The organism is Methylobacterium sp. 391_Methyba4, assembly GCF_029691625.1.
GTDB lineage: Bacteria > Pseudomonadota > Alphaproteobacteria > Rhizobiales > Beijerinckiaceae > Methylobacterium > Methylobacterium fujisawaense.
Window position 1 is genome coordinate 214,933 of record NZ_CP121475.1, and the last position, 13,582, is coordinate 228,514.

A 13,582-nucleotide genomic window follows, 5' to 3' on the forward strand; every position below is an offset into this window, starting at 1 on the left:
CGGGCGAATCCGCATCGCGACCGGACGCGCCGGAACGAAGCCGCTTCAGCCGACCAGGGCCCGCACCGTCAGGAACAGGATCGAGGGGCCGACGAGGCAGCCGATTCCGGTGTGGAACGTCGCCGTCAGCGCGCCGTAGGGGACGAGCTTCGGATCGGTCGCCGCGAGGCCGCCCGCGACCCCGCTGACCGTGCCCATCAGGCCACCATACGCCATCGCGGAGCGCGGGTTGTCGAGGCCGATCAACCGGGCCACCAGGGGCGTCCCGACCATGACCATGACCGCCTTGGTCACCCCGGTCGCGATGGACAGCGCCATCACGGTGGAATCCGCGCCGATCGCCGCGCCGGTGACGGGCCCGACGATGTAGGTGATCGCCCCCGCGCCGATCGTCGTGATCGAGACCGCGTCGTGATAGCCGAAGGCCACGGCGGTCAGGGTGCCGACGATGAACGGCAGGATCGTCCCGAGGGCGAGGGCCAGGACGCCCAGCAGGCCCGCACGCCGCGCCTCGATCACGTCCACCTCGAAGGCGGTGGCGACGATGGCGAAGTCGCGCAGCATCGCCCCGCCCATCAGGCCGATCCCGGCAAGCGCCGGGATGTCGGCGAGGCCCTTCTTCCCGCCCGTGTAGAGCCCGCCGAGATAGGCGAGTGCCAGCCCCAGCACGATCGCGATCGCGGAGCCGTGGACGCGGCCCTTGGTGAGGCGCTTGGCGGCGTAGTTCGAGACGAGGATCAGCGCGCCGACCACCGCGAAGGCGGCCACGAGGCTCTGCTCGACGAAGACGTGTTCGATGCCGTGCCAGATGTCGTGTCCCATGGCGTTCACCCCTTCCTGGCGCCGGGCGCGGCGGCCGGCGCCACCGCTTCGGGCTCGGCGTCGCCGCCGATCACGGAGCCGCCATGCTCCACGGCGTCGCTGCCGGGATCGCGCCGTCCGATCCGGCTGAGCAGGGCGACGGCGCCGAAGCACAGGACCAGGGAGCCTGTCGCCGCGATCAGCACGATCGGACCGCCGCTCACGGCCGCCACGACGTTCTGCTGGGCCGCCATGGCGACCACGATCGGGATGTACATCCCCGCCCAGAATTCGACGCCGAACTGGACCCCTTTGGTCAGGCGACCCCGGTGCGACAGCCACAGGCGCGCGGCGATGAGCAGGATCATGGCGATGCCGACGCCGCCGACATTCGCCTTGACGCCGAGAGCGAGGCCAAGAAGGTCGCCGAGATACACGCCGATCAGCGTGGCGGCGGCGAGCAGGGCGACACCGAGGACGATCATCGGCGTTGCCCGTTCACTGGAGCGGCGCTTCCGGCCGCATCCGACGGCCGTGTGGACGCGTGCAACATGGCGCGTTCCCTTCCCGGATCGGCCTCGGGGGCCGTTGCGCGAAGTATGCAATATGTTCACACGCACGCAATCCCGTATACGAAACTGTGATTGCGCCGGGTTTGAAAATACCGGAACAACCGCTAGATATCATTTGGTACACCGGTTGGAGCACGCGGATGGGCGAGTGGCGCGGTGAGAGGCGGGCGCGGGACGCGCGCATCGCGGCGGGGCGCGCCCACGCGGACGGCAAGGTCGTGCCGGCCGGGGCCGTGGTCGACCTGCTGGAGTCGATCCTGCGGCCCGGCGACCGTGTCTGTCTCGAGGGCGATAATCAGAAGCAGGCCGACTGCCTCGCCCGCGGCCTGAGCGCCTGCGATCCCGACAAGATCCACGACCTGCACATGGTCCAGTCGGGGATCGTGCTGCCCGAGCACCTCGACGTGTTCGAGACCGGGATCGCGAAGCGGCTCGACTACTCGTATTCCGGTCCGCAGGGCGCCCGCATCGCCAAGATGCTCTACGGCGGCCAGATCGAGCTCGGCGCGGTCCACACCTACCTGGAGCTGTTCGCCCGCTACTTCGTCGATCTGACGCCCAACGTGGCGCTGATCGCCGGCGTTTCGGCCGACCGGAACGGCAACCTGTATACGGGGCCGAACACCGAGGACACGCCGACCGTCGTGGAGGCGACCGCCTTCAAGAACGGCGTCGTGGTCGCGCAGGTCAACGAGATCGTCGACACGGTGCCGCGGGTCGACATCCCGGGCGACCGGGTGGACTTCGTGGTCGAGGCCGACACGCCGTTCTACGTCGAGCCGCTCTTCACCCGCGATCCGGCGGCGATGACCGAGACCCAGATCCTAATCGCCATGATGGCGATCAAGGGGATCTACGCCGAGTACGGCATCCGCCGGCTGAACCACGGAATCGGTTTCGGGACCGCGGCGATCGAGCTGCTGCTGCCGACCTACGGCGAGAAGCTCGGCCTGAAAGGCAAGATCGCCACCCACTGGGCGCTCAACCCGCACCCGACCCTCATCCCGGCGATCGAATCCGGCTGGGTCAAGCAGGTCCACTGCTTCGGCTCCGAGGTCGGGATGGACCGCTACATCCGTGAGCGGCCCGACATCTTCTTCACCGGCGCGGACGGAAGTCTGCGCTCGAACCGGGCCTTCTGTCAGACCGCCGGTCTCTACGCCTGCGACATGTTCATCGGGGCGACGCTCCAGATCGACCTGATGGGCCATTCCTCGACCGTCACGCAGTCCCGGGTGGCGGGTTTCGGGGGCGCCCCCAACATGGGCTCGGACCCGCATGGCCGGCGCCATCCCTCCGATGCCTGGATGAAGGCCGGCCGTGAGGGCCAGATCGTCGGCGACCCGGCGCTGATGCGCGGGCGCAAGCTCGTGGTGCAGCTGGTGGAGACCTTCGGCGACAAGCTGGTCCCGACCTTCGTGGAGAAGCTCGACGCCCTCGAACTGGCGAAGAAAATCGGCCTCGAACTGGCGCCGGTCATGATCTACGCCGACGACGTGACCCACATCGTCACCGAGGAGGGTATCGCGAACCTCCTGCTCTGCCGGGACGCGGACGAGCGCGAGCAGGCGATCCGGGGCGTCGCCGGCTACACCGAGGTCGGTCGCGGCCGGGACCGGACGAAGGTGGAGGCGCTGCGCGCCCGGGGTGTCATCCGTCGCCCCGAGGATCTCGGCATCGAGCCCCTGGACGCCGACCGGGCGCTGCTCGCCGCGAAGTCGATCAAGGATCTCGTGCATTGGTCCGGCGGGCTCTACGAGCCGCCGGCCCGGTTCCGTAACTGGTGAGCGGCGCGCGATGAAGGGTGCTCTGGCAAGGAGCCGGCCATGGAATCTCTGACCTTCCGCCACACCACGAAGAAGCCGCTGCCCGGCTCGGTGCCGAGCGCGATCACCGGCGTCGTGGCGTCCGGCAACTTGGAGATTCTTCTGGAGCGCGTCCTGCCGCCGGATGCCTGCGAGGTGGCCATCGAGACCCCGATCGCCGGCTACGGCGACGTCTGGGAGGCGGTGGTGGCCGATTTCGTCGCCCGGGCGCAGCCCGGGGGCCTGCGCATCAGCATCAACGACGGCGGTGCCCGCCCCGACACCGTGTCGCTGCGCCTGCTCCAGGGCGCGCGGCTGATGGAGGCCTGACCATGGCTGGCGACCGCGCCGCGAGCATCGATCCGGACGCCCTGAGCTGGTACGAGGCCACCGCCCGCCAGCGGGTGCTGGCGCTCACCGATCCGGGAAGCTTCCACGAGTTCCTGCCGCCGACGGAGCGGCGCATGAGCCCGCACCTGCCGCTGTTCGACCTGCCGCGCGCCTTCGACGACGGCATCGTGGTCGGCCGCGCGCGCCTCGACGGCGAACCGGTCCTGATCGCCGCCCAGGAGGGCCGCTTCATGGGCGGGGCCTTCGGCGAGGTGCATGGGGGCAAGCTGGTCGGCCTGCTCCGGGCGGCCCTGGCGCTGAAGCCGAAGGCGGTGCTGATCCTGTTCGACACCGGCGGCGTCCGCCTGCAGGAGGCCAATGCCGGCGAGACGGCCATCGCCGAGGCCATGCGGGCCATCGTCGATGTGCGCGTCGCAGGCATCCCGGTGATCGGGCTGATCGGCGGCCGGGCCGGCTGCTACGGCGGCGGCGGCCTGATCGCCGGCACCTGCTCGCGGCTCGCGGTCTCGGAGGGCGGCCGCATCTCGGTGTCCGGCCCCGAGGTCATCGAGACCAACAAGGGCGCGGAGGAATTCGATTCCCGCGACCGGGCGCTGGTCTGGCGCACCATGGGCGGCAAGCACCGCCGCCTGATCGGGGGTGCCGACGCCTTCTGCGCCGACATCGTCTCGGCCTTCCGCAAGGCCGCCCGCGATCTCGTCGGCCGCGCGCCGGCCTTCGACCTGGACACCCTCGAAGCCGAGCAGGCCCGCCTGGAAGCCCGGATCGACCGGTTCGGCGATTGCCGCGACGCCACGGATGTCTGGGCCCGCCTGGGTGTGAACGATCCCAAATCCGTGCCGGCAATGGATACGGACGCCTTCGCGGAGACCGTGGCACGAAGCCCGGAGGCCGACCATGACGCTCGCTGAGATCCTCGCCTCCCTCTTCCCGCAGGGCCACGCGGTCGCGGTGCGCGAGGGCCTCGTGACCGGCACCGGTCCGTTCGGGGACGGCCCGATGCACGTGGTGGGCATCGACGGCGACACGCCCCTCGGCGTCGACGGGGCGCTCGTCCTGTCGCGCGCCGTGCTCAATGCCGTGCGCACCGGCGACCGCGCGCCGATCCTGGTGGCGGTGGATTCCGACAGCCAGCGCATGAGCCGCCGTGACGAGCTTTTGGGTCTCAACGAATGCCTCGCCCATCTCGCCAAGGCGCTGCTCCTGGCGGACCGGTCGGGCCATCCGACGATCGGGCTGATCTACGGCCACTCGGCCGCCGGCGCCTTCATCGCCACGGCCCTCGCGACGCGGGTCCTGGCGGCGCTGCCCGGGGCCAATCCCAGCGTCATGGATCTGCCGTCCGTCGCCCGGGTGACCAAGCTGCCCCTCGACACCCTTGAGGAGATGGCCAAGTCGACCCCCGTCTTCGCCCCCGGCCTCGACAACATGGTGGCGGCCGGTGCTGTCCACGTCGTTCTGGACCAGGACCGGCCCCTTGGCGGCCAGATCCGCGCGGTGATCGACACGATGGAGGCGGAGGACGTCCGCGACCGGCTGGGCGCCGAGCGGGGCGGCCGCCCGGTCGCCCACACCGTCGCGGCGGCCGTCGCCGATCAGGCGCGCCTTGGCTGAGCCCTTCCGACGCCACGACCTCGTCCGCGTCGATCCGGCGGCCTGGGACGCGTGGCGCGCGGACCGGCCCGATCTCTGCGCCGTCCCCCATCTGGAGGGCTGGGCCGCGGCGGGCCGGCCCTTGATCGTCCGCCGCCGTGTTCCCGGTGAGACCGGCGACGCGGTGCCGCTCGGCCTGCCGCTGCCGCCCGCGGACGGCAAGCGGCGGATCGGGCTCGCCCTGCCGGCATCCGCGCTGTCGCCCGTACCGGCGGTGAGCCTCGCCGAGGCCGCCGCCGACGCCCCGGCGTCCTGGGGTCCGGCCGTCGACGCCCTCACGGCGCTCGGCCGACGGCACGGCCTGGTGCCGCGCCCCTTCGGCAGCCTCCTCTGGCAGGCTGTCACGGGCCTCACCTACCTGAGCGCCGCCTCCGACCTCGACCTGCTCTGGCCGTGCCGAGTTCCGGTGCCGGTCGGTCTTCTCGACGGCATCGCCGCCGTGGCTGGGACGGCACCGATGGGCATCGATGGGGAGATCCTCCTGCCGGACGGCGCCGGTCTGCACTGGCGCGAACTGCGCGACGCGCCGGAGGACGGTTCGGTGCTCGCCAAGAGCCTGGACCGTCTGGCCCTGCAGGCGGTCGCGGGCCTGCGCGGCCAGAGCCCGGCATGACCCTCGCGATCCTCCTCTCCGGCCAGGGCGGCCAGCACCCGGCCATGTTCGACCTCACGGCCGATCATCCGGCCGCGCAGGACGTGTTCGCTTCCGCCAGACCGCTTCTCGGCGGCACCGATCCGCGCGACCTGGCCCGCGCGGGCGGCGACAACCTGCAGGCGAACCGGACCGGTCAGATCCTGTGCTGCGTCGCCGCCCTGACGGCGTGGCGGGCGCTGGCCGGGGCGGCATCGGACCGCTCGATCGTGGCCGGCTACAGCATCGGCGATCTCGCGGCCTGGGGCGTCGCCGGACGCCTCGACCACGCGGACGTGCTCGCTCTCGCTGCGCGACGCGCGGAGGCCATGGATGCCGCCTCCGGCGCGGGGTTCGGGCTGGCGGGGATCCGCGGTCTGAGCCTCGACGCGCTCGCGGATCTTGCGGCACGCCACGGTTGCCACATCGCCATCCGCAACGCGGCCGACAGCGGCGTCGTCGGCGGTCCGCGCGAGGCGCTGGCGGCGCTGTGCCGGGATGCGACCGGCTCGGGCGCGCAGCGGGCCGTGGTCCTGCCCGTCCACACGCCGTCGCATACGCCCCTGTTGGATGCCGCAACGGTGGCCTTCCGGGACGCGCTCGCCGCGGTGTCGCCGCGCCGTCCGCCGGCCCGCGCGCCGCGCCTTGTCAGCGGGCTGGACGGGAGCACGGTGTTTCGCGACGCGGACGGTCGCGAGAAGCTGGCGCTTCAGATCTCGCGCACGATCGACTGGGCCGCCTGCCTTGAGGCGTGCCGCGAGTACGGCGCGGACCGCGTGCTCGAACTCGGGCCGGGGCATGCCCTCGCCACGATGGCCCGGGCCGCCCTCCCGGCGGCACGCGTCCACGCCGTCGAGGAATTCCGCTCGCTCAGCGGTGTGACGGACTGGCTCGCGCGACCTTAGTCACGCCGCACATATGCCGCACATCCATTGCGGTTGGCCGTGCCTCTGCGACGCTAGTCTGGTGATGGGCCAGTCCGGCCCCGCTCGCCTGGCACAATACTGATGTCGACACCTCGCCTTGACGCGCGGCCCGTTGCGGTCGTAGCAGCCGGGCATCTTCGGGACGGGACGGGTTCATGACGGCCAAGCGAGCGCTGATCACGGGTGTGACGGGCCAGGACGGCGCCTATCTGGCGCAGCTGCTGCTGCAGAAGGGCTACGCCGTCACCGGCATCGTGCGGCGTTCCAGTCATGCCGGCGTGTTCGACCACCGGTTGAAGTGGCTCGGCATCCTCGACGATGTCGAGCTGGTCGACGGCAACCTGCTCGACCTCTCGGCGCTGATGCGCATCGTCCAGGCTTCCAAGCCCGACGAGATCTACAACCTCGCCGCCCAGTCCTTCGTGACCTCGTCGTGGCAGCAGCCGCTTCTCACCGGGCAGGTGACCGGCCTCGGCGCCGCGCACATGCTGGAATGCCTGCGCTCGGTCGCCCCCCAGGCGCGCTACTACCAGGCCTCGACCTCGGAGATGTTCGGCCTGATCCAGGAGGCCAAGCAGAGCGAGTCGACGCCGTTCTACCCGCGCTCGCCCTACGGTGTGGCCAAGCTCTACGCCCACTGGATGACCATCAACTACCGGGAGAGCTTCGGGCTGCACGCGTCGAACGGGATCCTGTTCAACCACGAGAGCCCGCTGCGCGGGGTCGAGTTCGTGACCCGCAAGGTCACGGACGCGGTGGCGCGGATCAAGCTCGGCACGCAGAAGGAGCTGCGGCTCGGCAACATCGACGCCAAGCGCGACTGGGGCCACGCCCGCGACTACGTGCAGGCGATGTGGCTGATGCTGCAGCAGGACCGCCCGGACGATTACGTGATCGCCACCGGCCGGACCACGACTGTGCGGGACATGTGCGCGATCGCGTTCAAGCATGTCGGCCTGACCATGGACGACCACCTCGTCATCGACCCGGCCCTGTTCCGGCCCGCGGAGGTGGAGGTGTTGCTCGGCAACCCCGCCAAGGCGAAGGCGACCTTCGGCTGGGAGGCCGAGACCAGCCTGGAGGCCCTGATCACCGAGATGGTCGACGCCGACATCAAGCGCCTCAGCGCCAACGCCTGAGACGGCCGGGCTCGCCGGAGGCGGGCCCCGGATCCATATGGCGCGCATCCGCAGTCGGAGGAGCGCGCCGTGAAGACCTACCAGCTCTACATCGACGGGCAATTCGTCGATCCGGTCGAGGGCTCGTGGTTCGAGTCCATCGATCCCTATCGCGGTGAGCCCTGGGCCCGGATCCCACGTGCCGGGCGGGCCGATGTCGACCGGGCGGTGGCCGCCGCCAAGCGCGCCATGTGGGAGGGCCCCTGGGCCACCATGACGGCCACCGCGCGCGGCAAGGTGCTGCGCCGGATCGGCGACCTCGTGGAGCGCGAAGCGAAAGCTCTCGCCGAGGTCGAGGTCCGCGACAACGGCAAGCTGTTCGCCGAGATGTACGGCCAGACCCGCTACCAGCCGGAATGGTGGTGGTACTATGCGGGGCTTGCCGACAAGGTCGAGGGCGCCCAGGTGCCGATCGACAAGCCCGAGACCTTCGCGTTCACCCGGCACGAGCCGGTGGGCGTGGTCGGGGCGCTGACGGCGTGGAACTCGCCGCTCTTGTTCGTGGCCTGGAAATGTGCGCCCGCGCTCGCGGCCGGCTGCGCGGTCGTGGTGAAGCCCTCCGAGTTCGCCTCAGCCAGCACGCTGGAATTCGCCCGGCTCACCAAGGAGGCGGGGCTGCCCGACGGGATGTTCAACGTCATCACCGGCTTCGGCGGCGAGGCCGGCAGCGCGATCGTCGAGCATCCGGACGTTGCCAAGATCACCTTCACGGGCTCTGACGCGACCGGCGCGAAGGTCTACGAAGCGGCCGCGCGCCAGATCAAGCGCGTCTCCCTGGAACTCGGCGGCAAGTCGCCCAACATCGTCTTCGCCGATGCCGACCTGAAGGCCGCCGCCGCGGGCGCGATCTCGGGCATCTTCGCGGCCACCGGGCAGACCTGCATCGCCGGCTCGCGCCTGCTGGTTCAGAACAGCATCCGCCAGGAATTCACCGACCGACTGATCGAACTCGCCCGCACCGCCAAGCTCGGCGACCCGATGCAGGCGGACACCAATATCGGGCCGATCACCACGCCGCCGCAATACACGAAGGTGCTCGACTACATTGCGCTGGCCAAGAGCGAGGGGGCCCGCTGCGTCTTCGGCGGCAATCCCGCCTCCGGTCCCGGCGTGCTCGGCGGCCAGTTCGTGGAGCCGACGATTTTCACCGGCGTCACCAACGACATGCGTATCGCCCAGGAGGAGGTGTTCGGCCCGGTCCTGTCGATCATCGGCTTCGAGGACGAGGCCGAGGCGCTCCGGCTCGGCAACGACGTGATCTACGGGCTCGCCGCCGGCGTTTGGACGCAGGATATCGGCCGCGCGATGCGGATGTCGAAGGGGCTGCGGGCCGGCACCGTCTGGGTGAACACCTACCGGGCGGTGAGCTACATGATGCCGTTCGGCGGCATGAAGCGCTCCGGCATCGGCCGCGAGAGCGGCATCGAGTCGATCCGCGAGTTCCTGGAGACCAAGAGCGTCTGGATCTCGACCAGCCGCGACGCGCCGGAGAACCCCTTCGTCATGCGGTGATGGCAGCGGCCGCGCCGTTGCAGATCGCGGCGGCGCGGCCGGCCCTCAGGGTCGCTGGCCGGTCGCGGATGCCGCGCGGTCGGGCGGCAGGGCGAGGGATGCCAGGATGAAGCCCATGAAGAAGAGGAAATACTGGTTGACCGACAGCTCCTCGAACATCAGCGACGGGATGAGGAACAGGGCGCTGTAGGTCAGGAATGGCCCGAAGGCGGCGGGCGCCAGCAGGATCCGGCCCAGACCGGAGAGGAGCAGCAGCGCCACCGCGATGCCGCTCTGAAGCGCCAGCGAGACGAAGCCGTTATGCGGCGTCACGAGGCCGGTCAGCGCCTGAAGTTCCTCCCGCCTGGCGACCTCGCCGACGCCGAACGGGTATTCAACGACGAGCTGGAGCGCGGTCACGCCCGACAGGAACCGCTCGTCAAAATTGCCCGTGACGTTGCGATCCTCGGCAAAGCGCCGCTCGATCGCCTGGGACAGGGTTCCCGGCAGAGGGATCTCCCCCGTCACCGCCCAGGCCACGAGCAGAAGACCGAGCACACCGAACACGGCCAGCACGGCGGGCGCCTTGAGGTTCCGCCGCATCAGCAGGCCGAGGAACAGCAGCGGCATGAACAGGCCGGCGCGGTTGTTGGTGAAGGGGAAGCTCGCCAGCAGGGCCGCGAAATAGGCGAGATAGATCGCCTTCAGGCGATAGCGCAGGCTGAGCACCAGGGCCGCCGTCCCGCCCAGGGCGAAGACATGGCCGGTCTCGTTTCCCGAGGCCCAGAGGCCACCCTGCTTGTCCTGCACGAACAGCTTCAATTCCTCGTCGAGCCCGTCCGTGGGGACCGCGAGCCCGAACTTTTCGAGCTGCAGGCCCGAAGCGGCGAGTAGCAGCACGGCGAGGGAGGCGAGCAGGCCGGCGAGCAGGCCGACGCAGAACGCGTCCTCGACGCGCCGGTCGCGGAACATGACCAGCAGGATGAACGCCTGGACCACGTAGAGCAGGAGGACGAGGGTCAGGTAGACGTCGCCGGCCTGCTTGTGCGCCTTCAGCACCAGCGAGGCCGCGACGAGCGCCAGGATGCCGGCGAGCGGCGCGGCCTGACGTAAAGCTTCCGCGATGACGGCGCGGCGCAGCCCGAGCCAGGGGATGAGCAAAAACGGGAGAAGGTCGGACAGGCGCTGAAACGGCAGCCCGAAAGTCGAGGTCAACACGTTGAAGTTCAGGGCCGCGCCGAGCAGGAACACCGCGACGCGATCCGCCAGCAGGGACGCGGCCGGCGCACCTGTTCCGATGGGCACCGCCTGTCCCGTCATGGTCCCGCACCGTCTGAACGCGCACCCGCCGCCGATGAACCGTCTCCGCCGGCCGCGACCTTCGGCGGACAATGTCGCCCAGAAAGGTTGGCGGAGGGTGCAGATCAGGCGGCGCGACGCAGGAAGAAGCCGAGCGCCGTGCGGAGCGTGTCCCGCATGAGGAACCAGGCGAGACCCAGATAGGCCACGATCCCGGTGCCGATTGCCGCGAAGAGGCCGACCCGATCCCCGAGGGCGGCGTCGAGCGGGCTCTGGACGAGCAGCACGAGCCCGGCCATCGCGCCGGCACAGAGCGTGATCGGCGTCAGGATCCGGACGAGGCGCCCATTCGTCACCGGGACGATGCGCCCGGCACTGGCGACGATCGCGGGCGAGAACAGGTAGGCCCGGACCACGTGCCCGGCGACGAGGGCGGCGAGGCCGAAGGGCGCGGTCACGACGGCCGCCACGGCGCCGAGGCCGAACTGCGCGCCCGCGAGCCGCAGGGCCATGCCGTTCCGCCCCAGCGCCGTGAAGATCATCCACAGCATCGAGGTGGCGACGAATTCGGGGGCCAGGAACGCCAGCATCCGGAGCACCGGCGCCGCGTCGTGCCACTGATCGCCGAACAGGAAGGGGATGAGGGTCGGGGCCACGGCCGCCATGCCGAAGAAGGCGGGCACCGCCAGGAAGGACGAGGCCTCGGTGAAGCCATAGAAGGCCGTCGCCAGCTCGCCCGGCCGATCCTGCAGGCGCGCGTAGGTGGTCAATCCGACCGTGGTCAGCGGGATGACCGCCACTTGGCTCACGAGGTCGATGCAGCGCCACGCGAGGCGCAGGTAGCCAACATCGGCCGCGGACAGGAAATAGGCGGCGATCACCTCCTGGCTCCGGATCGAGGCGACGAGCAGCAGGTAGGTGCAGAACAGCCGCGAGCCGAACGCGATCTGCTCGCGCACGGAGGCAAAGTGCAGCCGCAGCGGCGGAATCCAGCGGGCCGCGACCCAGGTGAGGAGCGTGGTCGCCGTCGCGGCGACGAGGCGCTGAACCACGAGGCTCCAGACACCGTAGCCGTCGAGGGCCAGCACGAGGGCGACGGCGCCACCGAAGATGTTGGCGCCCAGCGCCCGCAGGGCGAGCTTGCGGAAGCCGAAGCTTCGCTGGAGCCGCGCCTCGTGGATCGCGCCCGCGGCCGTGATGACGAAACAGGCGGACAGCGCGCACAGGACCGGTTGCAGCGCCGGAAGGTCGAAGATCCAGGCGATCGGCCCGGACAATGCGACCAGCCCCACGGCACAGAGGGCGCCGGTGGCGAGCATGACCCAGAAGGCGGTGGCGGCGAAGTCCTCGTCGAGGTCTGCCCGCTGGACGACCGCGTCGGGCAGGCCGCAGCGGGCGACGATCTGCAGGATGTCGATGAAGACGGCGGCGATCGCCACCATCCCGAACTCAGCGGGTCCGATCAGCCGGGCGAGCACGAGGAACACCCCGAAGCTCAGGACGACGTTGCCGACGGACGCGACCGCCACCCAGCGCGCGGCGTCGAACGAGCGGCGCGTCACCTCCGCGCCGGAGGCGAGCCCAGGCTCCTCTTCTGCAGCGGCGGCTTCCGAAAGCACCGGCGCGGCGGCGCTCACGGGCGGGTTGCCCGGCGCTCGGCGACGAGTTCGGCATAGAGGTCGAGATACTTCTCGGCGACGCGCTCGGACGTCGACTCGCGGATCACGTGCTGGAAGGCGCGCTCGTCCGGGAGGTCTTTGCGCCCCCGGGCGATCACGCTTCGTAGCCGCGCCGCGAGATCGGCATCGTCGCCCGGCGTGAACAGCCATTCGGCGTTGTCCTCACCGACCAGCTCGGGGATCCCGCCCGAGGCCGCGCCGATCACCGGAACGCCCATCGTATAGGCCTCGTAGATCGTCCGCGGCGAAGGCTCGGCCCAGAACGAGGGCACGATGAGCACGTCGATGGCGCTGAGGAAGTCGGCGGGCTTGGCCCATCCGACGAACTCGATGGGGAGGCCCTCGGCCTGCGCGGTGAAACGCGCGATGGAGTCGTCCATCGCCTGGCCGGCGACGAGGCAGCGCCAGTCGCCGGGGCCGATCCGGCGGAAGGCGTCGATCATCGTGCCGACCCCCTTCTCGGTGTTGATCCGACCGAGATAGCCAAAGGTCATCGGCCGGTCGGTCCGGTCGATCTGCCGCCGCGCCGCGGGATCCCCCTCCGGGACCGTGCAGGAATAGAAGATCACCCGGCGCCGCTCGGGCGCGAGATGCGCGAACAGGCCGTGATCGACATGGGTCTTGAGGATCTCGGTGCCGACGGAGACGACCGCGTCCACAGACCGGTTGGTGATCTGCTTGGCGGCGTTCACGACCTTGCATCCCAGATGCCAGCGGTCGCACGGCTTGCCGTCCCGGAACATGGCGGCGTTGCCGCAGATCAGGTCGTACTCGCAGACCGTGTGGACGATCGGGATCCCGCGCTTGGCCGCCTCGCGCCAGACCAGGGTCGAGACGTCGAGCAGCGAGTGCGTGTTGACGATGTCGGGCCGGAAATCGTCGAGGACGCGGCCGAACTCGGCCGCGACGGCGAAATTCCATTGCTGCTTGAGCTTGGCCCAGGCGCGGCCGAACCGGGTCGCCTTGGGCCAGTCCTCCAGCCAGAAATCGTTGTGGTGCGCCATGCGGTAGACGGTGACGCCGCCGCGCACGCTCTTGGGCTCCGGGTCCCGGGCAATGCAGGCCGCTGCCACCGTGTGGCCGGCGGCGACCAGTTCCTCGGCGAGGTGCTCCACCGAGCGCTCGGCGCCGCCCACGATGTAGGGCGGATAGAGGGCACTGAGGTGCAGGATCCGCAAGGGGCCGGTCACCGCGCG

13 protein-coding genes are annotated in these 13,582 nt (G+C 70.4%); 8 read left to right on the forward strand and 5 right to left on the reverse strand.

Features of this window, described 5'->3' with window-relative positions; translation table 11 throughout:
- Positions 1-45 precede the first annotated feature (45 nt).
- Positions 46-810 (reverse strand): malonate transporter subunit MadM, encoded by a 765-nt coding sequence (gene madM / locus P9K36_RS01160; protein WP_043760600.1) that lies wholly within the window; start codon positions 808-810, stop codon positions 46-48.
- Between the two features lie 17 nt (positions 811-827).
- A complete protein-coding gene (gene madL, locus P9K36_RS01165) occupies positions 828-1,286 on the reverse strand; it encodes a malonate transporter subunit MadL (protein ID WP_043755057.1) in 459 nt (152 codons plus the stop codon).
- Positions 1,287-1,513: 227 nt separating this feature from the next.
- On the opposite strand from madL, the gene mdcA reads away from it, so the two are divergent.
- From mdcA to P9K36_RS01205, 8 genes are all read left to right on the forward strand, one after another.
- Complete coding sequence (gene mdcA, locus P9K36_RS01170) at positions 1,514-3,160, forward strand: malonate decarboxylase subunit alpha (RefSeq protein WP_043755058.1); 1,647 nt, start codon at positions 1,514-1,516, stop codon at positions 3,158-3,160.
- A 39-nt stretch (positions 3,161-3,199) separates the two neighbouring features.
- Positions 3,200-3,508, forward strand: a complete 309-nt coding sequence (mdcC, locus tag P9K36_RS01175) for a malonate decarboxylase acyl carrier protein (protein ID WP_043755060.1) — start codon at positions 3,200-3,202, stop codon at positions 3,506-3,508.
- 2 nt (positions 3,509-3,510) lie between these two features.
- Positions 3,511-4,440: a biotin-independent malonate decarboxylase subunit beta gene (locus tag P9K36_RS01180; protein ID WP_043755064.1), complete on the forward strand. Its 930-nt coding sequence runs from the start codon at positions 3,511-3,513 to the stop codon at positions 4,438-4,440.
- On the forward strand, positions 4,427-5,143 hold the full coding sequence (gene mdcE, locus P9K36_RS01185) for a biotin-independent malonate decarboxylase subunit gamma (protein ID WP_043350649.1): 717 nt from the start codon (positions 4,427-4,429) through the stop codon (positions 5,141-5,143). The genes P9K36_RS01180 and mdcE overlap by 14 nt, the downstream gene beginning before the upstream one ends.
- Entirely contained in the window at positions 5,136-5,795 is a 660-nt protein-coding gene (mdcG, locus tag P9K36_RS01190; protein WP_043755067.1) for a malonate decarboxylase holo-[acyl-carrier-protein] synthase, read from the forward strand. Before mdcE ends, mdcG begins: the two co-directional genes overlap by 8 nt.
- Positions 5,792-6,718: an acyltransferase domain-containing protein gene (locus P9K36_RS01195; RefSeq protein ID WP_043755069.1), complete on the forward strand. Its 927-nt coding sequence runs from the start codon at positions 5,792-5,794 to the stop codon at positions 6,716-6,718. Before mdcG ends, P9K36_RS01195 begins: the two co-directional genes overlap by 4 nt.
- Positions 6,719-6,894: 176 nt before the next feature.
- Complete coding sequence (locus tag P9K36_RS01200; protein ID WP_043755072.1) at positions 6,895-7,878, forward strand: GDP-mannose 4,6-dehydratase; 984 nt, start codon at positions 6,895-6,897, stop codon at positions 7,876-7,878.
- Between the two features lie 69 nt (positions 7,879-7,947).
- On the forward strand, positions 7,948-9,429 hold the full coding sequence (locus P9K36_RS01205; protein WP_043382250.1) for an aldehyde dehydrogenase: 1,482 nt from the start codon (positions 7,948-7,950) through the stop codon (positions 9,427-9,429).
- Between the two features lie 45 nt (positions 9,430-9,474).
- On the opposite strand, the gene P9K36_RS01210 is transcribed toward P9K36_RS01205, so the two are convergent.
- From P9K36_RS01210 to P9K36_RS01220, 3 genes are all read right to left on the reverse strand, one after another.
- The gene (locus P9K36_RS01210; RefSeq protein ID WP_236961656.1) at positions 9,475-10,713 is read right to left on the reverse strand and encodes a hypothetical protein; all 1,239 of its coding nucleotides are present in this window, start codon (positions 10,711-10,713) and stop codon (positions 9,475-9,477) included.
- A 119-nt stretch (positions 10,714-10,832) separates the two neighbouring features.
- On the reverse strand, positions 10,833-12,344 hold the full coding sequence (locus P9K36_RS01215) for a lipopolysaccharide biosynthesis protein (protein WP_043382244.1): 1,512 nt from the start codon (positions 12,342-12,344) through the stop codon (positions 10,833-10,835).
- Positions 12,341-13,564 (reverse strand): glycosyltransferase family 4 protein, encoded by a 1,224-nt coding sequence (locus tag P9K36_RS01220; RefSeq protein WP_043760601.1) that lies wholly within the window; start codon positions 13,562-13,564, stop codon positions 12,341-12,343. Before P9K36_RS01220 ends, P9K36_RS01215 begins: the two co-directional genes overlap by 4 nt.
- Between the last annotated feature and the right edge of the window lie 18 nt (positions 13,565-13,582).